Annotated in this window: 20 protein-coding genes; 2 read left to right on the top strand and 18 right to left on the bottom strand. The window is 68.7% G+C overall.

Annotated elements, in window-relative coordinates:
- Window positions 1–87: 87 nt before the first annotated feature.
- Entirely contained in the window at window positions 88–645 is a 558-nt protein-coding gene (locus J0P97_RS07715) for a TetR/AcrR family transcriptional regulator (protein ID WP_215487199.1), read from the bottom strand.
- A 59-nt stretch (window positions 646–704) separates the two neighbouring features.
- On the opposite strand from J0P97_RS07715, the gene J0P97_RS07710 reads away from it, so the two are divergent.
- The gene (locus tag J0P97_RS07710) at window positions 705–1,526 is read left to right on the top strand and encodes an SDR family NAD(P)-dependent oxidoreductase (protein ID WP_246540029.1); all 822 of its coding nucleotides are present in this window, start codon (window positions 705–707) and stop codon (window positions 1,524–1,526) included.
- A 134-nt stretch (window positions 1,527–1,660) separates the two neighbouring features.
- On the opposite strand, the gene J0P97_RS07705 is transcribed toward J0P97_RS07710, so the two are convergent.
- The 17 genes from J0P97_RS07705 to J0P97_RS07625 form a co-directional block, all read right to left on the bottom strand.
- Complete coding sequence (locus tag J0P97_RS07705; RefSeq protein ID WP_215487197.1) at window positions 1,661–1,924, bottom strand: hypothetical protein; 264 nt, start codon at window positions 1,922–1,924, stop codon at window positions 1,661–1,663.
- A gap of 181 nt (window positions 1,925–2,105) precedes the next feature.
- Window positions 2,106–2,546: a cupin domain-containing protein gene (locus tag J0P97_RS07700; protein ID WP_215487196.1), complete on the bottom strand. Its 441-nt coding sequence runs from the start codon at window positions 2,544–2,546 to the stop codon at window positions 2,106–2,108.
- A complete protein-coding gene (locus tag J0P97_RS07695) occupies window positions 2,543–3,145 on the bottom strand; it encodes a pyridoxine/pyridoxamine 5'-phosphate oxidase (RefSeq protein ID WP_215487194.1) in 603 nt (200 codons plus the stop codon). The genes J0P97_RS07700 and J0P97_RS07695 overlap by 4 nt, the downstream gene beginning before the upstream one ends.
- 127 nt (window positions 3,146–3,272) lie before the next feature.
- A complete protein-coding gene (locus J0P97_RS07690; protein WP_215487193.1) occupies window positions 3,273–3,578 on the bottom strand; it encodes a VOC family protein in 306 nt (101 codons plus the stop codon).
- 53 nt (window positions 3,579–3,631) lie between these two features.
- The gene (locus tag J0P97_RS07685) at window positions 3,632–4,165 is read right to left on the bottom strand and encodes a putative immunity protein (protein WP_215487191.1); all 534 of its coding nucleotides are present in this window, start codon (window positions 4,163–4,165) and stop codon (window positions 3,632–3,634) included.
- A gap of 67 nt (window positions 4,166–4,232) precedes the next feature.
- Window positions 4,233–5,204, bottom strand: a complete 972-nt coding sequence (locus J0P97_RS15905; RefSeq protein ID WP_215487189.1) for a MerR family transcriptional regulator — start codon at window positions 5,202–5,204, stop codon at window positions 4,233–4,235.
- Window positions 5,205–5,250: 46 nt separating this feature from the next.
- The gene (locus tag J0P97_RS16015) at window positions 5,251–5,628 is read right to left on the bottom strand and encodes a GNAT family N-acetyltransferase (protein ID WP_372449681.1); all 378 of its coding nucleotides are present in this window, start codon (window positions 5,626–5,628) and stop codon (window positions 5,251–5,253) included.
- A gap of 103 nt (window positions 5,629–5,731) precedes the next feature.
- A complete protein-coding gene (locus J0P97_RS07670) occupies window positions 5,732–7,711 on the bottom strand; it encodes an ABC1 kinase family protein (protein ID WP_215487187.1) in 1,980 nt (659 codons plus the stop codon).
- A 412-nt stretch (window positions 7,712–8,123) separates the two neighbouring features.
- Entirely contained in the window at window positions 8,124–9,029 is a 906-nt protein-coding gene (locus J0P97_RS07665; RefSeq protein ID WP_246540028.1) for a phosphotransferase family protein, read from the bottom strand.
- Between the two features lie 77 nt (window positions 9,030–9,106).
- A complete protein-coding gene (locus J0P97_RS07660) occupies window positions 9,107–9,475 on the bottom strand; it encodes a nuclear transport factor 2 family protein (protein WP_282838253.1) in 369 nt (122 codons plus the stop codon).
- A gap of 2 nt (window positions 9,476–9,477) precedes the next feature.
- The gene (locus J0P97_RS07655; protein WP_215487183.1) at window positions 9,478–9,972 is read right to left on the bottom strand and encodes a GNAT family N-acetyltransferase; all 495 of its coding nucleotides are present in this window, start codon (window positions 9,970–9,972) and stop codon (window positions 9,478–9,480) included.
- Window positions 9,973–10,281: 309 nt separating this feature from the next.
- Window positions 10,282–11,811, bottom strand: a complete 1,530-nt coding sequence (locus J0P97_RS07650) for a multicopper oxidase family protein (protein ID WP_215487182.1) — start codon at window positions 11,809–11,811, stop codon at window positions 10,282–10,284.
- Window positions 11,804–14,425, bottom strand: a complete 2,622-nt coding sequence (locus tag J0P97_RS07645; RefSeq protein WP_215487181.1) for a heavy metal translocating P-type ATPase — start codon at window positions 14,423–14,425, stop codon at window positions 11,804–11,806. Before J0P97_RS07645 ends, J0P97_RS07650 begins: the two co-directional genes overlap by 8 nt.
- Window positions 14,422–16,875, bottom strand: coding sequence for a phosphoketolase family protein (locus tag J0P97_RS07640; RefSeq protein ID WP_215487180.1), 2,454 nt, complete (start codon window positions 16,873–16,875; stop codon window positions 14,422–14,424). Before J0P97_RS07640 ends, J0P97_RS07645 begins: the two co-directional genes overlap by 4 nt.
- A 58-nt stretch (window positions 16,876–16,933) precedes the next feature.
- Complete coding sequence (locus J0P97_RS07635) at window positions 16,934–17,794, bottom strand: F510_1955 family glycosylhydrolase (RefSeq protein WP_215487179.1); 861 nt, start codon at window positions 17,792–17,794, stop codon at window positions 16,934–16,936.
- 116 nt (window positions 17,795–17,910) lie between these two features.
- Entirely contained in the window at window positions 17,911–18,525 is a 615-nt protein-coding gene (locus J0P97_RS07630; protein WP_215487178.1) for a DUF305 domain-containing protein, read from the bottom strand.
- Window positions 18,526–18,624: 99 nt separating this feature from the next.
- Window positions 18,625–19,095 carry a DUF6153 family protein gene (locus J0P97_RS07625; protein WP_045247082.1) on the bottom strand — a complete coding sequence of 157 codons (471 nt, stop codon included), beginning with the start codon at window positions 19,093–19,095 and terminating at the stop codon, window positions 18,625–18,627.
- Between the two features lie 160 nt (window positions 19,096–19,255).
- Here J0P97_RS07625 and J0P97_RS07620 point away from each other — a divergent pair, with 160 nt between their 5' ends.
- Window positions 19,256–19,711, top strand: a complete 456-nt coding sequence (locus J0P97_RS07620; protein ID WP_169815886.1) for a DUF6153 family protein — start codon at window positions 19,256–19,258, stop codon at window positions 19,709–19,711.
- Window positions 19,712–20,075: the final 364 nt, after the last annotated feature.

Here is a 20,075-nt window from a genome sequence, read left to right as displayed (position 1 = left end):
TGACCCCACCCGCGCGGGATCAGAGTAGCCCGCCGGTGCGACCCATCGCCACCGGGATGGCCGGAAGAAGTCGGCCGCCCATCACGCTCAGCCGACCCCGGAATCTCCCGCCCCGCGCAGCGTGCGTGCGACGTGCCTGCGCACCCACCCCCGGTCGAAGGTCCCGTTGCGCAACAGCCAGCGGTGAAGGATGGCGCCGACGAACAGCTCGGCGACGTCATCGGGGTCATCGACCCCACCGCGGCGGAGCCGGTCGGCGATCCCCGCGAGTTGGGGGCGCAGCAGCAGGTCCCGATACTGCGCAGCGAGCGCCCGGTCCGCCTGCAGCGCCGCCGTCACCCCACGCAGGAGCGGCTCCTGCAGGGGGTCGGTCAGCTCGGCGACGGTCGCCTCGGCGAGCGCTGCGAGATCGCCGGCGAGATCACCGGTGTCGGGCACGGTGACCGCCCCGTGCTCGTCGACGCTGCGCGCGAGGAGCGCGTCGAAGAGGATCGCGCCGACCGAGGGCCACGTGCGGTAAAGGGTCTGCTTGCTCACCCCCGCGCGCGCGGCGATCCCCTCCATCGACATCGATCCGATGGGGGTGTCCCGCGCAAGTGCCAGCACGGCCTCATGAACCCTGCTGCGAGTGCGTGGACGTGCCATGCGCTCGATCCTAGACCTTGAAACGAGACGGCGCGTCCAGTTATGGCTAGGGTGGAGGGATGACGACACCGCTGATCTGGCTGATCACAGGCGCAAGCCGGGGCCTCGGGCGCGCGCTCACCCTGGCTGCGCTGCAGGCCGGTCACACGGTCGTCGCGACGGTGCGCGGCACGCACGCCCTCCCTGCGCACGAGCACCTCACCGTCCGGACTCTCGACATCCGGGACCGTGCCGCGGTTCGCGCGACCGTGGACGCGGCGGCGGCGCAGCTCGGACGGATCGATGTGGTCGTGAACAACGCGGGCTACGGCGTGATCGGCGCGATAGAGGAGGCATCCGAGGACGACGCCCGGCGGATCGTGGACACGAATCTGCTGGGCCCGCTGTGGGTGAGCCAGGCGGTCATCCCGATCATGCGCGCGCAGTCGCGCGGCCACATCGTGCAGATCTCGACCGTCGGGGCCGTGGGGACGATGCCGCTGCTCGGCCTCTACAACGCGACGAAGTGGGGGCTCGAAGGCTTCAGCGAGGCGATGGCCGCGGAGGTCCACCGCTTCGGCATCCGCGTCTCGCTCATCGAACCGGGCGCCCTCGACACCGATTGGTCCGGCGCCAGCATGCGGTTCAGCTCGCCCCTGAGCGCGTACGACGCTCTGCGGACGGAGCTGTTCGGCACCGCCGAGGTGCCTTGGCCCGAGGGCGAGCCCGCCGGCGGCATGGCGCCGCAGGATGCCGCGACCGCGATCCTCGCGCACATCGCCGACAGCGCGGACCATCGCCTCCGCGTGCTGATCGGCGATGATGCGCCCGCTCAGGTCCGCGCGGCCGGGGATGCCCGGCTCGAGGACTACGGCCGCGACCCTCGGTTCCCCGCGGGTTGACCGAAGGCGGAGGGCGCCCGCGCGACGGAACTCCACGGCCGACCGGCCGAGCAACTGCGCGGCGCCCCGGCACGGGATGCCGAGGCGATGGCCGTGTTTCCGCGGGAGGGGCGCACCGTGACATCGTTTCCGCGTCAGGGATCGGCGCGGGGTGTCACGAGCTGATCCAACCTCTTCTTCATGGCGAGATAGCCGGTGGTCGACGCCAGGACCACAGCGACGGAGCCGGAACTCGCGGCGACCATGCCCGCGCCCGACCCGTTCGCGGCTGCGACGATCGACCAGGCGATGAGAGCGACCAGCACCGCCCCCGAAGCACACACGAACCACCTCATGAGTGCGCGGAGACGCGCTTGCTCACCCTGTGCGGCTTCGGCCCCGCCCACCTCATCGCTCATGGACCGAACGTATCGCCGTCGCGCCTCGCGGAGATCCCCCGCGAGGGGGATATCGACGCTCGCCGGTGCTGGCGATCACCATTCGCCTCGGCGTCGCCGGCACGGCAGCCGGGACCGCCCGGTCACCAGGTGGGTGGGGGCCTCAGGAGTGGAGTGTCATCCGGATCCGGCAGAGGCAGCGTCACTCCTCGACCGCCCAGGGCATCGGCTTCTCCGGGTTGCGCGAGCTGTCATCCGGCAGGTCGGGCAACTGCTCTCCGCCGGCGCGGATGCAGAGCCACCGCAGCTGACCGGTGCTGTCGGGCCGCGCCCGCCACGTGCGCCAGACACCGGGCCCCACCCGGACGACGCTGCCCCCGGACACCTGGATGAGGTCGTCGTCCAGCCCCATCTCGCCGAACCCCTCGAGGAACACGTAGAGCTCCTCGATGCGCGCGTGACTGTGCCAGTACCCGGCCTCCTCCCCCGGCTCGAGAGCGTTCGCGGTGAGCCCGATGTACGTCATCGTCAGCTCGTGATCGACCACTCGTCTGCCATCGCGCGACCGGGCCGCGTCGAATCCGCCGTAGTGTTCCCGCCACGCGTCGAGACTCCCGATGGATGTGACTTCGTAGTCGCTCACTGCTCATCTCCGTTTCGGCTGTCGGCATTCTCGCGCTGACCGTCACCCCGGTCGATAGACCATCCGATGTTTGTCCGGGTGTACACCACGCGGCGGTGGCTGCGATCCAGCGCACCCTGCCAGAACTCCGCACGGACCGGGTGGATGCGCCACAGGACCCACTCATCCGGATCGATTCCGACGCGGGCTGTCGCCGAACGGGCAGCGAGATCAGCCTCACTGTCGGCGCGAGACGCCTCCGCAACGAGCCCGCGTACGCGCACGGCGCGCATGATCGGCTGCCACCAGAAGTTGAGCGCAGCAGCAGGCTGGACCGCCAGCTGTTCTCCCTTGCGCGAAGACCGCGACCCCGCCACGGCCCAACCCCGCTCGTCCAGGCCCTTCAGGATCAGCGTCCTGGCGTCCGGCATTCCGTCTCGGTCGACGGTCGCCAGTGTGGCCGCATGCGGCTCGGCAACCCCGGCCTCGATGGCGTCCTCGAGCCACCCGACGAAGAGAGCCGCGGGGTCGATGGGGAGATCGTCGAGCGCGAGGCTCCGCGGTTCTCCCGTCAACGAGGGGATCCCGCGCAGCCGCGCGGCGGTGAGGTGCTCAGTCATATCAAGATGATGCCGCCACTGCCCGCTCCGGCGCGCCCCCCGCGCGTCGCGACACGTGGGTGCGAGCAGATCGCTCACCCGGCGAACACCGTCCGCAGCTCGAATTCGACCCCGACGGGGTCGGCCATCACGGCGAAGCCGCCCGGTGGCACGTGGCCGTTGCCCTGCAGCCGCCCCCCCCGGCATCCACACAGGTCGCGATGGTTCGCCGCTGATCGCGTCGGGTTTGGCTCAGGTGGAGGTGGAGGCGATTCGGCATGTCGCCATGCGTGCCGCCATACCCGAAGCGGAGCCCGATCTGGCCGACGGCCGCGACGATATGCCACTCCCCGCCGTCCTCGGCCGCGGTCCGACCGAACACGTAGGCCCAGAACGCTGCCGCGCGCTCCGGATCCGGCGACCGGAACAGCACAGAGTCGAACTCGACGCGCATTTTGCGAGCGTACATCCGCCCCGCCCGCCCGCTCCCGCATCGGGCTCGCGGGCTCAGCGCGCGCCAGCGGCCCGAGCCTGCAACACCCTGATGGTCGAGCCGAGGAAGCCGCGATCCAGCAGCCCGCCCGCGACGAAGGGTCCCGCGGAGTCTTCGCCGACAGGAGGCAGAAGCCGCAACGCCGCGCGCACCTCCGGTGTCATCCGGCCCACCTGCCAGTCGAGCTCGGCGTCCACGGCGTCGGGCCGTGCGATGCTGACAGCCTTCGCCGCATAGGCCGCCGCACCCAGAGCGTGCGCACCCATGTGCGCGACACCGGCCGCCTGAGCGGCGGACCGAGCGGCGGCGATCGCCGCCGGCGCGAGTACCGCACCGGCGGCACGACCCGCGACGAAGCGACGACGGATCTCACCCGCAGAATCGAGGTCGCCCCGGGCGTACGCGCGGGCTCGGGCGATCGCGTCGCGGGGGCGGTCGTCGTCCGGCGCCTCCCGCTCGAAGTACGGAAGGACCCGCTCCGCGCACTCCGCCGCCCACCCGGCGACAAGACGCCGGTCTGCCTCAGCGAGCGATTGTGGTGACAGCACGCCCCATGCTCTCACCGCTCGGATGCGCTCGACAGGCGCCCCGATGGTGTTCTCGTGGTTCGGCGAGTCATGTCCCGTGGCCGGCGTCGACCGCAGCCGGCTCAGGGTTGGCGCGTATCCAATCGAGCACCTGCTGAGCATGGGTGTCCGGCGGGAAGATGGGATAGAAGACATGCTCGATCGCTCCGTCTCGGACGACGAGGGTGAGCCGTGCGTAGAGCCGGTCGTGGCCGGGAGCCGCGAAGGTCGGAAGGTCGAGCGCCTGTTGCAGCCGGAAATCCGGATCCGACATCATCGTGAACGGCAAACGCAGCCGGTCGACGACCTCAGCTTGGTATTCGGGGATCTGACTCGAGAGTCCGTAGACACGCTTCACTCCGAGACTGCGGAGGTCGTCGAAGTGGTCGCGGAAGTCGCACGCCTCGGTGGAGCATCCGCGCGCGCCGGGAATGGCATCCCACCCGTCTGGCAGATCCGTACCCGGTCTTCCGGTCAGCGGGTAGAGGTAGATCACGGTTCGACCCGAGCCGAGACCTGCGAGGTTGACGGTGCCCGCGTCGCTGGTAGCCAGCGGGATCTCCGGCATCGAAAGGCCAGGCAGGTGGTCGGCTCGCCCGTCGTCGGCGGGTTCGGGCAAGCCTTCGGGCAGCACGCTGTGGTCGATCATGATGTTCTCCTCCGGGAAAGTGCGACGCGCGCTGTCGTGCAGCCGAGTTGACAGACGGTCGCGTCGCTCGGAAAGCAACGCGATCATGCGATCGAGTTCGCTGATGGTGTCTCGGTACGTCGCGAGCGATGACACACAGTCATCGCTGTGCGCGTGGCCCGCTTCGAGGCAGTCGATGAACGGGTGCGCTCTGCTCGCGGGGATTCCCGCATCCGCGAGCTCCCGGATCTCCTGCACCACCCGCAGGTGCTCCGTGCTGTACTCCCGGTATCCGTTCGACGCGCGAGGCGACGCGATCAGGCCCAGTCGCTCGTAGTACCGGACGGCTTTGGTCGTCACACCTGCGCGCCCTGCGAGCTCACTTATGCGCACGGCTCACCTCCTACGACGACGGTAAACCTTGACCCTCGGGGCAAGGTCAAGCGCGGCCCGGGCGAGGAATGTCCGGATGGACGCAGCGTGGACACGTGGTCTGCGATGTGCACGACTCCGCGTGGAACCGGTCATCGCGCACGACACGCTGAATCCCGTCGACCTGGTACCCCGTGCGCAGCGAGACTGCGTTCGATGCGACGTTGTCCGTGAAGGCAGTTGACACCACACTGTCCGCCTTCAACGCCTCGAAGCAGAAAGTCAGCATCAACGCACGCATCCGTCGGCCGATGCCCCGCCCCTGATGAGCGTGACCCAGCCAGGACCCCGTTTCGACCTCACGAAGTACCGCCCAGTCGTCGCCCGATGCACTCTGGATGCCGACTGGCGCCACGCGAGAGCAGGAGTAGACGCATGACCACATCGTAGAACGACAACTACGTCGCGCAACCAACGCCCGCCGTCCGAGCATCGGCATCCGGATCCCGCAGGAGAGTCAGACCCGGGTGATCGTCCGATGGAGGGCTTCACCCCCGATACTGATCCCGTCTGCGGAACACGTCGAACAGCACGCGGAGGGTCAGCACGCCGGAAGCGACGACGAGGAGGTAGCCGAAGAGCTGGAACAGGCTGATCGTGTCGGTGATCGCCGGGCCGACCGTCGTCGTGAGCAGCATCGACGCCATGATCCCGAAGACACCCGCGAGGAAGGTGAGCGCGGCGAGGCTGGTGACCTCGCGCAGCAGCGAACGATCCCGACGATCGGCGAAGAGTCGAACGTTGACGCTCAGTCGACCGTCCGCGAGGTCACCCGTGATCCGGTCGACTCGGTACGGCAGGCGGCGGACGAGCGGGAGGAGCCCTGCGAGCTCGTCGGTCACGGCACCCACGATCGCTCGAGGCCGCTGCGCGCTCGCAACGCGCTCTCTCGCGTACCTCGCGGCCTCGGCAACGAAGTCGAAGTCGGGGCTCAGGACCCGCAGGGTTCCTTCGAGCGTCGCGACCGCACGGAACGCGACGGTGAGCTCGGCGGGCACGGTGAGCCGATTCTCACTGAGGACGAAGATGATCCGCGTGAACGCTGAGACGTCGATGGCGGCTCCCGGCCCGAGGTGCCGCGACATGAAATCACCGATCTGACGCCGCAGCGCAACCTCGTCGAGGTCGTCGGGCAACTCGACGAACGCCATCAGGGAATCCGCGAACGCTCGAGAGTCACTGCGAGCGAAGGCAAGCAGCACATCGGTGATGTGGGCGCGCACCTCGGAATCCAGTCGCCCGACCGATCCGAAGTCGATCAGCGCGAGCTCGTGCTCGGGCGTCAACATGACGTTGCCGGGATGAAGGTCGGAGTGGAAGACGCCGTCATCCATGATCTGGGTGAGCGACGAGCGGAACAGCCCAGAGGCGAGTGCGGTGCGCGTCGCGTCGTCGAGCGTCGAGACGGAAGCCGGGTCGCTGAGCGTCCTGCCCGGCATGAATTCCATGACGAGGACGCGCTCCGTGCAGAGGCCCGCGAAGCGATGCGGGATCCGCACCCGCTCGGCTGGGGGGTGATGACCCTGGGTGAACTCCATCGCGGCAATGTTTGACGCCTCGATGCGATAGTCGAGCTCGTCGACGAGGTTCAGCGCGAGGCTCTCGGCCAGGTCGCCGAGCCCGAATTGCCGTGCCCACGTCGTCGACTCGACGAGGCGCTTGGCAACCCGGCGCGTGATGTCGATGTCGCGCTCGACCAGCGGCACGATCCCTGGCCGCTGCACCTTGACCGCGACCCGTTCGCCGGTGACGAGCGTCGCAAGATGGAGCTGACCGATGGATGCCGCGGCGAGCGGCGTCTCGTCGATGGTCGTGAACACGGAGGTGAGCGGCCTGCCCAGCTCGGACTCGAGCTCGGCGGCGATCTGGACCCACGGCACGGGCGGGACGTTCTGCTGAAGCAGGCTCAGCTGCGTCGTGAACTCGATCGGAAGCACATCGGTGCGGGTGGACAGGATCTGCCCGAGCTTCACGAGCGCGCCGCCAGCATCTTCCAGTGCCGAACGCAGCGCCGTCGCCTGTCGTGTGCGTTCGGCGCTCCCCGCCGGAGTGGGAGCGGTATCGAGGGTGAACGGGATGAGCTTGTGCCGCATAGCGATGCGGACGAGCTCCGTGTAACGCCGAGACCGCTGCGCGCCGTGTCGCACCCCTGTCGCCCACTGGTCGGGACGTGGGATCGTGCCCTGGGGAACGATGAGTTCTGCGATCACGAGGAACGCGATCGCGACGAGGAGAATGATGCCGATCTGCACCGGGATCAGGGCGGGGCTGTAGTCGGTCACGCCCCAAACGAACCGCGACTCGAAGCCGACACCGGCGCCGAGGCCGATGATGCCGGCGAGCAAGATCCGGCCGACACCCACCCGCATGCCCAGCACGCGTCGCGCAAAGGCACCGATCAGCGCCATCGCAGCGACGGTCGCCGCCACCATGATCAGGATGTCCAGGACGATGAGTCCGATGCTCACGGGGTCTCCCTCAGGGGCGGGTCAACGGTGCTGCCTGCATCCGGCGTCGAGCAGGCAGAGCTCTTTACTCAGTGTTCTGCGGCGCGTGGGCCATACCGCGCGAGCGGCGATACTCGACGGCGGACCGAATCAGTAGCCACTCCATCCACTCATGCGCTCAGCCTACGCCGTCGCCCGCGCCATCGACCGGGGTCCCCGCACTGCGTGGTCACACAAGACTGCGTGACCACATACGGAGGAATGTCCATATGGACATCGCGTGGACGAGTCCCGCGCGAAATGGACATCTCCAGAGATTCCCTCCACCTGTAGGTACCGCCCGGAGATGTCCACGCGATTGAGCCAACGCCTACGGCGTCAGAGGCAGAGTGTCCGCGGAGACCTTCGTGGGGCGCGGGGCATGTTGTCCACGCTATGCCCACCGGCGAGTCAGCCAAGTCACGGCGGCATCCGCCTCAGCTCGCTGAAACGCACGCAGCGTGGGCATGTTGGCTGGCGCGGGTTGTCGGCAGTTGTTGTAGAACGTGCCCGCGAGGGCGGCGAGCACGGCATCCAGCTGCTCGGGCGTGAGGTCTTGGAAGAGTTGATGGCTCAGGTACTCGTCGACGTCGACAAGCTCACCGCGCATCACGACGTCGAGGAGGTAGGTGACGCCGTCAAACCATCGTGCTCCGACCGACGCCCAGGGCCAATCGATGAGCCACGCTGAACCCGACCCGTCGATCAGGATGTTGTCGGCACGGCAGTCGAGGTGAACCAGATGCTCGCCAGTCACAGCTTCCGAGGCTCCGACCGCAGCGTCGATCATCCGATCGCGGATCGTGAGCGCGAGCGGGGGCAGGGTCTCGTGGGCACCGTCCGCGACGAGGCGGGTCCAGGCGTTGAAGTCGTCGGCCAGTTCTTCATGAAGGTTCGGAAGGGCGCCGTGAAGTCCCGCTGCAGCCGGAAGCTGTGCGATCGCGTCGAGCACGGCGTGTATGTCGGCACCACGCTCCCCGCCCGGATGAACGCCTTCGATGTCGTTCAGCATGAGTGCGATCCACTCGTCATCATCGAAGACGCCGAGCAGGGCCGGTGCCCGCACCTCACTTGGGAGCATCCGCATGACTGCGGCCTCTCTTCGGTGAAGCTCCAAGGTCGCGGCGTTGCGACTGCGCGACACGGTCTTCACGAAGGCTCTGCGCCCGTTCTCGGATACCACGCGGTCGGCGGATCCGGATGAGAACCCGTTCTGCTGCGGCTTCGTGGTGACGACTCTCCCGCCGAGTTCCTCTTCGACCCACTCCACGACGGTCCGGGGCAACGAGGTCCAAGGCATGCGGGTGGGCATCCTCGACGATATCTCGGGCTCATCCGCCTCGCGGATTCCCCGCTCATCCGCCTCGCGGATCCCCGCTACTCGTCGTTCGCGCGGACCGTAGTGCCCTGGTGATAGCGCACCACCGGGATGGCGCCGCTGAGGTCCCACAACGATGCATGCCTGCTGCTGCCGGCGTCCCCGGTGATGCGGTACGTCACCAAGATCAGCGACGGCGAGACCTCGTTGAACAGCCACTCATCGGTTTCGGGTTGGATGCGCGATGTCTCTGCCTCGAGGGCGGCGATCGTTGCACTCATCGTCCAACGTCGGCCCGAGCGTCCGATCTCGACGAAATCGGGATGCAGGAGCTCGCGCACTCGATCCGGCTCGCGTCGGACGTCACTGTCGAGGAGTTCCAATTCCGCAGCCTTGACGGCATCGAACCGGTCGCCCGTTTCCCACACGGCTATCGCAGCATCCGCGCGTCGGTAATCGACGGCGCGTGAGGGTCGACGTGTTCGACGCCGTCGAAACGGAACCCGTTGCGGAGATAGAAGGCCGCCGCGCGCGGATTCTCTTTGGCCACCCACAGCATCGCCGGCCCATCCCCCAGCGCCTCGTCCAGCAGCGCCTGGCCGATCCCCGTCCCGTAGTGTGCAGCCAGAACGTAGATCGCGTAGAGGAGACGCTCACGAGGCGCCTCCTCGCCATTGACACCCTCACCCGGACCCACCCAAGCGAATCCGACGATCTCGCCATCGGCCTCAGCTACGCGAACGAGCATGTCGTCACGCGGGTGCGTCAGAACGTGCTGCCACATCCGGTGACGACCGGCGACGTACTCCTCCGAGAAGTAGTCCTCGGGGAGCAGATCGGAGTACGCCTCCCTCCACGTCGCGACATGAACATCGGCGATCGCGGACGCCTCTCCCGAGCGCGGCTGCCTGATCGTGAATGCCATCCGCCAATGCTGTCAGAGCTCGCGGCGCTCGCCCGAAATGTCCAGATGGACACACCGTGGACATTTCGTTTGCGAAATGGACAACTCCGACCGGAACCTCCACCACCTACCTACTACCTGTAGGTTCCCGGTCAAGGTGGCGGAGAACTCGGGGATTCCACGCTAATTGGCAGCAGTTTCGTCAGCAGGATTCCGCGCGAAATGGCAGATCCCTACATAAGAGTAGGAAGTCCACTTAGACTTGACGTCCGCCGCCGCCGTCCGATCGCCCGCGCGATCATCCTCCCGTGCTGGGGATGAACGCGCGGTTCATGACTGGTATCCGAGCACCGTGGTCATGCCGGTCTCGGCGTGGTAGATGTTGTGGCAGTGCGCGACCCACTGGCCGGGGTTGTCGGCGTCGAAGTCGACTGTCAGGGTCTGGCCCGGGAGGATGATGGAGGTGTCCTTCCGGGGGCCGCCGTTCGCGTGCTGGTAGGTGTGGCCGTGCAGGTGGAACGGATGCCACATCTCGGTGTCATTGCGGATCCGCAACTGCACCCGCTCCCCCATACTGACCGCGTGCGCGTCCCGCAACGGGTCGTTCATGTCGAACCGGCGCCCATTGATCCCCCAGTCGTACGCCTCCATCCCCCCGGTCAGCGCGAGGTGCACGACCCGGTCGGGGGATGCCTGGTGCAGGGTGACGGAGGCGGTCGCGCTCAGTCCGGCAGCGGTGCCGACCCTGCCGGTGCCGAGCTCGGCGACGGGGACGTCGCTGGCCGGAGCCGTGCCAGCGGCGGTGCGAACGAGCGCGAACGCGCGATCCTGCTTGCCTTCCGCGTCGGCGACGACAGGGAACACCCCATCGTCCAGGGTGACCTGCAGGTCGTAGCGTTCGCCCATCCCGATCAGGACACTGTCGACCTCGACAGGATCCACCGGGAACCCGTCGGTGTGGGTGATCGTCAGGGTGTGGCCGCCGATCGCGAACCGGAACGCGGTGTCGCTGCCGGCGCTGATGACACGGATCCGCACCCGGGCACCAGGAGTGCCGGTGAATTGGGCGGGGTCGGCTTTGGGTTTGCCGTTGATGAGGTACTGCGGGTAGTAGACGTCGCCGGCGTCGCCGCCGAGCAGCTCGGAGGTGGCGCCCATCAGCAGGTTCCCCATCCGCATGAACATGTCGCCCATCCCGCCCATGTCTCCCATGCCCTTCGAGAGGTCGGTGAGGACCTGGTCCGGGGTGGCGGTGACGCCGTCGAGCCAGTCGTCGAGGATCAGCACCCATTCGTCGTCCCACGTCACCTTCTCGTCCGGGTCGTCGATGATGAGCGCACCGTAGAGGCCGTGGTCCAGTTGCGGGCCGACGTGGGGGTGGAACCAGTAGGTGCCCGGATGCGGGGTGACGAACTCGTATGCGAACTGTCCGCCCGGGGCGATGGGGGCTTGGGTTACCGGAGGGACCCCATCCATGTCGTTGCGGAGGGCGAGTCCGTGCCAGTGCACGGAGGTGTCCGCGTCGAGCTGGTTGCGGACGGTCGCTTTCAGCGTGTCGCCTGCGGTGAGCCGGATTACCGGGGCGGGGATACCTCCGAACGCCCAGGTGGCGGCGGCGGTACCGGCCAGGTCGAGCGTGGTGGGGGCGGCGGTGAGGTCGACGGTGGTGACTCGGCCGGTGCCGCCGCGGTTCTTCTCCGTGCCGGACACCGCTGCGCCGGTGGGTGTCACCCATTGCGGCGCGGGGGTGCAGGAGGCGAGCACGGCTGCCGCGACGGCGCCCAGTCCGAGTCCGAGCACACCTCGTCGGGTCAGCAGCATCGGGGAGGACGGTGTGGGAGAGAGCGGACGGTCAGGCATGTTCGGGCTCCTTCTGCATGGTCGTCGCAGCGGGCGCCTGGGCGGGCAGGCGGAGCCGCTTGAGGAGGAGGGCGTTGACGGCGACGATCACGGAGGAACCGGACATCGACAGGGCGGCGATCTCCGGGGACAGCATGATCCCGAACGCCGGATAGAACACGCCAGCGGCGATGGGGAGGGCGGCGGCGTTGTATCCGATGGCCCAGCCCAGGTTCTGCCGCATCTTTCGCAGTGTGCCCTTGCCGATCTTGAGTGCGATCGCAACGTCGAGCGGGTCCGAGCGCATCAGGACCACGTCGGCGGTCTCGATGGCGACGTCGGTGCCGGCGCCGATCGCGATGCCGAGGTCGGCCTGGGCGAGGGCGGGGGCGTCGTTGACGCCGTCGCCGACCATCGCGACCTTCTTGCCCGCCTTCTGCAGCTCGGCGACCTTCGCGGACTTGTCCTCGGGGAGCACATCCGCGATCACGGTGTCGATGCCGAGGAGAGCGGCGATCCGGTCGGCGGTGGGCTTGTTGTCCCCGGTGAGCATTGCGACCTCGACGCCCTGCTCGTGGAGAGCGTCGATCGCGGTCTTTGCGGTGTCCCGGGGTGCGTCGGCGAGACCGATGATCCCGGCGACTTGCCCGTCCACGGCGAACAGGATCGCGGTGCGGCCGGACCCAGCCAGGTCCTGCTGAGCGGCCTGCACCCCGCTGATGTCGATCCCCTCCCCGGTGAGAAGGCGCGGGTTGCCGAGGACGACCTGTCGACCGTCGACGGTGGCGATCGCGCCCTGCCCGGTGACGTTTCGGAACGCGGTCGCGGTGCGACGGGGGATGTCGCGGGCGTCGGCGTAATTCACGATCGCTTTCGCCAGAGGATGCTCGGATTCCCGCTCCAACGCGACCGCGAGGGAGAGAGTCTCGAGCTCGTCGCCGCCGACGGGGATGTAGTCGGTGACCTCCGGCTCCCCCTTGGTGAGGGTGCCGGTCTTGTCGAACACGACCGTGTCGATGTGGGCGGCGGTTTCGATCCCGGAGGCGTTCTTGAACAACACGCCCCGTTTCGCGCCGAGCCCGGTGCCGACCATGATCGCCGTCGGGGTGGCGAGGCCGAGCGCGTCGGGGCAGGTGATGACGACGACGGTGATAGCGAACAGGATCGCCATCGGGATTGCAGCGCCGGCGAGCAGCCACACCAGGAAGGTGAGGGTGCCGCCGATCAGGGCGACCAGGACGAGCCAGAACGCTGCCCGGTCGGCGAGGCGCTGCCCGGGGGCTTTGGAGTTCTGCGCCTCCTGCACGAGCTTCACGATCTGCGCCAACGCCGTGTCCGAGCCGACTTTGGTGGCTGTGACGCGGAGGGTGCCGACGGTGTTCACGGTCGCTCCGATCACCTCCGACCCGGGCGCTTTGTCCACCGGCATGGACTCGCCGGTGACCATCGACTCGTCCACCTCGGACTCTCCGGATTCCACGACACCGTCGGTGGGGATCTTGGCCCCCGGCCGCACCAGCATCAGATCCCCCGGGACGACCTCGCTGGTGGGGATCTCGACCTCCTGCCCGTCACGGATCACGACCGCCTGCGAGGGTGCGAGCTCCAGGAGGGTGCGGATGGCGTCGTTCGCGCCGCCGCGGGCGCGCATCTCCACCCAATGCCCCAGCAGCACGAAGGTGGCAAGCACCGTGGCGGCTTCGTAGAACACTTCACCGCCGCCGGTGAGGGTGACCGCGAGGGAGTACAGCCAGCCGGCGCCGACACCGACTGCGACGAGCACCATCATGTCGAGGGTCTTCGCGCGCAGCGCCCGGTAGGCGCCGTCGAAGAAGATCCACGCCGAGTAGAAGATCACCGGCAGCGACAGGATCAGCATGAACACGTCATCGCGCAGCCCGAACGGTGCCGGCACCTCGAATCCGATCACCTCCCGCCCGATCGGAGACCACAGGGTGATCGGGATCGACAGGATCAGCGCGACCAGGAACCGGTTGCGCATGTCGCGGATCATCGCGTCCATCGACATCCCGCCGTGATGCCCACCGTGGCCCATCATCTCCTGCGCACTGTGACCCGACGCTGCACCATGATCGTGCCCACCCGCGGCCGCGGTGTGACCGGCGTGCTCGACGTGGTGACCGGCATGCTCACCGTCATCCGCCGTCGCCGACGGGGCGTGCGTGTGGTCGTGGCCAGCGGCGTGGTCGTGGACGGGGTCGTCGTGATAGCCCGCAGGACCCTTATGGCCCGCGTGGCTGGCGTGACCCGTGGCATCCGTGTGGCCCTCGTGCGCGTCGTGACTCGCGTGCGGTTCTTGTGCGCCCTCAGCTGCGGGGCCGTGGTGGGCGCTGTGGTCGTGCGCACCCTCGTCGTGCGGGTCGTGCGCGGGGTCGCAGATATGGTCGGGGACGGACTGGCCGGCGCAGTGATACCCGCAGTCGATGACCCACTGCTGCAGGTGCGCGACCGAGGTGGTCTCGGGGTCGTAGGTGACGGTCGCGGTCTGCGAGACCGGGTTCGCGTCCACGGCGATCACCCCGGGTTGTCGGCTCAGGTGGGCTTCGGTGACGTTCTTGGAGGTCGCGCGGATCATGCCGCTGACCTGCAGGGTCACGGTTCTGGTGTCACTCATTTCGGTTCCTTCCGGATGGTGGGGTCGGTGGTGTCGGGGTGGGGCCAGTGCCAGTCGGCGACGGCGGGGATGTCGGTGCCGTGCTCACGGGTGTGGGCGCGGGCATGCAGGCGGGCGTCCTGCAGCTCCTGCCGCAGCTCCGCGTGGCGGGCGGCGAGGCCCGGGACGTGGTCGAGGACGTCGATCGCCAGCCGGTACCGGTCGAGGTCGTTGAGCATGACCATGTCGAACGGGGTCGTGGTGGTGCCGCGCTCCTGGAAGCCGTGCACGTGCAGGTTCTGGTGTCCGGCGCGGTTGTAGGTGAGTCGGTGGATCAGCCACGGGTAGCCGTGGTAGGCGAAGATCACCGGCTTGTTGGGGGTGAAGATCGCATCGAACTCCCGGTCCGGGAGACCGTGCGGGTGCTGGTCCTCGGATTGCAGCCGGGTCAGGTCGACCACGTTCACCACCCGCACTCTCAGATCGGGGATGTGCTCGCGCAGCAGCGCCGCGGCGGCGAGGGTCTCGAGGGTGGGGACGTCGCCGGCGGCGGCGAGCACCACATCCGGCTCCGTGCCCTCGGTTTCCGTGCCCGCCCACGGCAGGATGCCCAGCCCGCGGGTGCAGTGCTCGATCGCCTCGTCCATCGTCAGCCACTGCGGGGCGGGCTGCTTCCCGGCGACGACGACGTTGATGTACCCGGCCGAGCGCAGGCAGTGGTCGTAGGTGGACAGCAGCGTGTTCGCGTCGAACGGCAGGTAGACGCGGACGATGTCGGGGCTCTTGTTCAGGGCGAGGTCGATGAACCCGGGGTCCTGGTGAGAGAACCCGTTGTGGTCCTGCCGCCAGACATGGCTGGAGAGCAGGTAGTTGAAGCTCGGGATCGGGTCCCGCCACGACACCTCCCGGGCCGCTTCCAGCCATTTGGCGTGCTGGTTGAACATCGAGTCGACGATGTGGGTGAACGCCTCGTAGCAGTTGAACAGCCCATGCCGGCCGGTCAGGACGTAGCCCTCGAGCCAGCCCTGGCACTGGTGCTCGCTGAGCACCTCCATCACCCGCCCAGTCGGGGCCAGGTGCTCGTCGACGGGCTCCACGGCCGCGTTCCACTGCTTGCCCGTCGCCGAGTAGACGGGTGGGGCGAGTCGGTTGGAGGCGGTCTCGTCCGGGCCGAAGATGCGGAAGTTGTCCGGATTGTCCCGGATCACCCCCGCCAGCCAATCCCCCAACGTCCGGGTCGCTTCGCCGGTCGACGCCCCGCGCGCGGCGGGGTCGACCGGGTGGGCGTGCTTGTGGAAGTCCGGGAGCCGCAGCGGGACGGTGAGTTGTCCGCCGTTGCCGGCCGGGTTCGCGCTCATCCGCCGATCCCCGTCCGGGGCGATCGCGACCGTGGCCGGGCGGGGGGCGCCGGTCACGTCGAACAGCTCGTGCGGGCGGTAGGACGCCAGCCAGTCCTCGAGGATCCGCAGGTGCTCGGGATTGTCGCGGACCTCGGCGAGCGGCACCTGGTGTGCCCGCCAGGTGCCCTCCACCGGCAGACCGTCGATGATCTTCGGGCAGGTCCACCCCTTCGGGCTGCGCAGCACGATCGCCGGCCACGCCGGCCGCCCCTCCAGCGTCCCGGCCGCCGCGGCGGCCTTGATGTCCGCGATCTCATCCAGCACCGCATCCAGCACCGCCGCGAACGTCGCGTGGGACTCACGCGGGGTTTCCCCATCGAAGCCGACAGTGACGACGTGGGGGTGATGACCGTAGCCGCGCAGCAGCGCGACAAGCTCCTCCTCGGGGATGCGCGACAGCACGGTCGGGTTGGCGATCTTGTACCCGTTCAGATGCAGGATCGGCAGCACCACCCCGTCATGGGCGGGGTTGAGGAACTTGTTGCCGTGCCACGCGGTCGCCAGCGGCCCGGTCTCCGCCTCCCCGTCACCGATCACGCAGGCGACCAGCAGGTCGGGGTTGTCGAACGCGGCCCCGTAGGCGTGCACGAGGGAGTAGCCGAGCTCGCCGCCCTCGTTGATCGACCCGGGCGTTTCCGGGGACGCGTGCGAGGGGATCCCGCCCGGGAAGGAGAACTGCCGGAACAACGCCCGCAGCCCCTCTTCGGTGCGGTCGATGCCCGGGTAGCGTTCGGTGTAGGTGCCGTCCAGGTAGGCGTTGGCGACCATGCCGGGTCCGCCGTGCCCGGGCCCGGTCACGTACAGGGTGTTCAGGTCGCGGTCGCGGATGGCACGGTTCAGGTGGGCGTAGAGGAAGTTCAGGCCCGGGGTGGTGCCCCAATGGCCCAGCAGCCGCGGCTTGATATCGTCCCGGCTGAGGCGGTGGCGCAGCAGCGGGTTACCCTGCAGGTAGATCTGGCCGATGCTCAGATAGTTCGCCGCCCGCCACCACGCATCCACCGCCGCCAACTGCTCGACGGTGGCATCAGTGGTGCGGTGCGCCCACGCGGGGGGTGCCGGTGTGGGGGTCATGGTCGGTCTCCTTCCAATCCGCGGCCGCTCGGGTCGCGCCAGGTGCGAATGACGGGGGTCATGGTGTTGCCGCCGGGATGAGAACGGTGGCGGTGGTGTCGCGGATCCAGACCACGCCGCGGTCATCGACCAGGACGATCGCACCGTCCCCGGTGACCCCGAGGGCTTGGACGGTTCCCGTGGTGGTGTCGACGTTCTCCCAGCCGGTGCCGACTAGGCGTCGCAACGTCCCGTCGGTGTCCACTCCGACCACCCCACCAGTTGGGTCGGTCTCCACCAGGTACAGCACTGGCGCGTCCGGCGCCGGGGTGAAGGTGGCGCCACCGTCGGTGCTGTGCTGCAGCCCGTCCTGGGTGGCGGCGTACAGGGTGCCGTCGGTCGCGGCGGCCAGGTCGACGGCGGGCAGCTCGGCACCGTCCGCCCAACTCTGCCCGCCGTCGCTGCTGGTGCGCAGCAGCGGGCGGGAGGATCCGATCCCGTACAGGGTGCCGTCGCCGGTGACGGTGAGGACGTGGAAGTCCTCTTCCCCGGTGAACGCGACCGGTTCCCACGAGGCGCCGGCGTCGAGGCTGCGGATGATGCCGAGGTTGGGGGCGCCGAGCTCCGCCGGGGTGGACGGGCCAGGGTGCCCGGACGCGTAGAGGGTGTCACCGGTAGCGGTCAGTCCCATCGCGTCCAGGTCGATGCCACCGACCGGGCCGGTGACGGCACCGTCACCGGCCAGCGTGTACAGGCCGGTGTGGGTGCCCAGCAGCACGGTGCCGTCACCGGCGTCGACGATGCCGTGCACATGCCCGAACCCGGCCGCGGTGCTCGCGGGGGCATCGGGCTCCGCAGGGGTGGTGCTGCAGCCCGTGAGCAGCAGCGCGACGGTGACGGTGGCCGTGATCGCCAGTCTGCGGGTGGTGGGAGAGATCATGAACGGAGAGCCTTTCCGTGCGGGTACGCCGGATACCGGTGACCGCACAGGGGTCGAGGGTGGGGCCTCGGACGGGACCGGCATCGGCGCGCGGGTCCCGTCCGAGGGGTACCGGGTCAGAGGCTGGCGAGGATGTCCTGCATCGCGGTGATCTCGGCGGTCTGCCCGTCGATGATCTGCTGCGCGAGGGCGGCCACGTCCGTGTTCTGCCCGTCGGTGAGCACCGACTGCGCCATCGTCACGGCGCCCTGGTGGTGAGCGATCATGCCGTTCAGGAACAGGCGGGTCGCCTCGACCCCGGTCGCGGCATCCAGAGCGGCCATGTCGTCCTCCGACATCATCCCGCCGCCCATGTCCATGCCGTCCATCCCGGACATGGAGTCGTCGTACGGGACGCCCCACTCCTCCAGCCAGCCCTTCATGGTCTGGATCTCCGGGTCCTGTGCGGCCTTGATCTGCTCGGCGAGGGAGACGACTCGCTCGTCGATGCCGTCTTTCGCGAGGATCTGATCGGCCATCTCGATGGCCTGCTGGTGGTGCGGGATCATCATGGTCACGAACATCTCGTCCGCGGCGTTGAACGCGGCGGCGGACTGGGAGGGGGCGGTGCTGGTCATCCCCCCGGGTCCGTGGTCCATGCCGGGCATGGTGCCGTCGGTGGGGGCGCAACCGGCGAGCACGAGCACGGTGGCCAGCGCGCCGGCGGTCAGCGTGAGAGTACGAAAACGCATCAGGGGTGTCCTTGTCTAGTCAGTCGGTGAGGGTCTGATCAGTGCCCGGGAGGGCAGGGTGCAGCATCCCCGGCAAGGGTCGCCGGGGTTCAGGCGGAATCAGGTGCGACTGATGGACAGGACAAGCAGTGAAGGCGGGCGGGGATGCGGCAATCCGGCCAGCAGAGTCCGGGTATGGGAGCGCGAGCGGTCTACGGCGTATGTGAGAAGGGCACGGAACGTCGGGGCGAGCAGGACGATCACCGCGGCCAGCAGCGCCAGCACGCACACCATCATCAGCATCGAGTGATCCGGCATCCCCGCAGGGCTGCCGCACCCGTCCTGGCAATGCCCTCCAGCGCCCTCCGCCGCAGCTGCGGTCATCGGCGTATCGTCGGCGGCGGCTGGTGCGGAGCCTACCTGGCTGTGCGTGCTCATCGCGCTGGTCTCTGATGCCAGGGCGGGCTGGTGGGAACCGGTCAGGACGTGCATGGACAGCAGCCCGGTGATGATCGCCAGGGCGATCGGAGCGGCCAGCAGGAACCGGCGCACCCCGGGGGTCAGACGCGCGTGCGAGCGAATCACGTTCACGACCGACCTCCTTCCCGTCCAGGGTAGCGGTGCCCTGCCCCCGCGACACGGTCAGAACACCACGCACGGGAGCGGGCCCTACCAGTCAGCATATACCCATCCGGGGTATCCAGGATGCGGATCGCTTCGGGGATGGCTACCCGCCCGGGGTATGCTGGGCGTGATCGAGGAAGGGGCGTCGACGGTGAACCAGGTGGTGGCGCGACGGCGGGCACTCGGGTCCCGGCGTGCCCTGTGGTTCTACCTGTCCGCGGTGACCGCGATCATCGCAGGGCTGCTCGCGATGCACTCGCTGAGTCTGGAAGAGGACCAGGCGGGCACTGTCGTGTCCGCCTCCGCAGTCGTTGCGGCCCCCGATGCCGCCGCTGATGTCCTGGTCAGCGGGGTGGTGACGCCCTCGTGCGATGAGACGGTCTGCGGGACGTCTCATGCTGTCGCTGCCGTGACGTGTCTGCTCGCGTTGCTGACCCTGCTCATCCTGGTGCTCCCGGCCCGGGACGGGTGGATGTCGCTGCTGGCATGGCTGCGATCCCTCCCCGGCAGGTCGGCCACGTTCACGTCCAGGTCGACCCTTCTGCGGCCCTCCCTGATCGTTTTGTCGATCAGCCGCACCTGATCAACACGCCGCACGCGCCCGCCCTCTGAGCCACCGCTGGCGCGTGATGTCGCCGACGGTCCACGATGTGCGGCCCGCAGGCGAGCGCGACCCGTCTGCGGCAGCGCCATGGGTGATCCGATCCCGGATTCTCGCCGTGCACTCCGGGCCGCGGCTCCCGGTTGGACCGTGTGACGGCGACCGTGCGCACCTTCATCGTCCCCCTCATCCAGGAAAGTCTTTGTATGCCCGAACCCGCCCCCTCCACCCCGACTCCCGGTACCGGGACGCGCCGTGCGGCGAGAGCCGCCCTGTCTTCCCCACCCGTCCAGACGCGACGCGATCGACGCCGTCGGCCCACCCGTGCCGCCCGGACACCTCGACA

The organism is Microbacterium flavum (assembly GCF_018717645.1).
GTDB classification, from domain to species: domain Bacteria; phylum Actinomycetota; class Actinomycetes; order Actinomycetales; family Microbacteriaceae; genus Microbacterium; species Microbacterium flavum.
The sequence above is the reverse complement of the archived record's forward strand: the minus strand, read 5'-3'. Positions and strand labels throughout refer to the sequence as shown.

Bases quoted from the DNA above. Each gene is read 5' to 3' on its own strand.
- J0P97_RS07650 (WP_215487182.1), bottom strand. From the start codon at position 11,811: ATGCCTGACCGTCCGCTCTCTCCCACACCGTCCTCCCCGATGCTGCTG.
- J0P97_RS07665 (WP_246540028.1), bottom strand. From the start codon at position 9,029: ATGCCTTGGACCTCGTTGCCCCGGACCGTCGTGGAGTGGGTCGAAGAG.
- J0P97_RS07710 (WP_246540029.1), top strand. From the start codon at position 705: ATGACGACACCGCTGATCTGGCTGATCACAGGCGCAAGCCGGGGCCTC.
- J0P97_RS07690 (WP_215487193.1), bottom strand. From the start codon at position 3,578: ATGCGCGTCGAGTTCGACTCTGTGCTGTTCCGGTCGCCGGATCCGGAG.
- J0P97_RS07715 (WP_215487199.1), bottom strand. From the start codon at position 645: ATGGCACGTCCACGCACTCGCAGCAGGGTTCATGAGGCCGTGCTGGCA.
- J0P97_RS07695 (WP_215487194.1), bottom strand. From the start codon at position 3,145: ATGACTGAGCACCTCACCGCCGCGCGGCTGCGCGGGATCCCCTCGTTG.
- J0P97_RS07655 (WP_215487183.1), bottom strand. From the start codon at position 9,972: ATGGCATTCACGATCAGGCAGCCGCGCTCGGGAGAGGCGTCCGCGATC.
- J0P97_RS07635 (WP_215487179.1), bottom strand. From the start codon at position 17,794: ATGATCTCTCCCACCACCCGCAGACTGGCGATCACGGCCACCGTCACC.
- J0P97_RS07630 (WP_215487178.1), bottom strand. From the start codon at position 18,525: ATGCGTTTTCGTACTCTCACGCTGACCGCCGGCGCGCTGGCCACCGTG.
- J0P97_RS07645 (WP_215487181.1), bottom strand. From the start codon at position 14,425: ATGAGTGACACCAGAACCGTGACCCTGCAGGTCAGCGGCATGATCCGC.
- J0P97_RS07640 (WP_215487180.1), bottom strand. From the start codon at position 16,875: ATGACCCCCACACCGGCACCCCCCGCGTGGGCGCACCGCACCACTGAT.
- J0P97_RS16015 (WP_372449681.1), bottom strand. From the start codon at position 5,628: ATGTGGTCATGCGTCTACTCCTGCTCTCGCGTGGCGCCAGTCGGCATC.
- J0P97_RS07705 (WP_215487197.1), bottom strand. From the start codon at position 1,924: ATGAGCGATGAGGTGGGCGGGGCCGAAGCCGCACAGGGTGAGCAAGCG.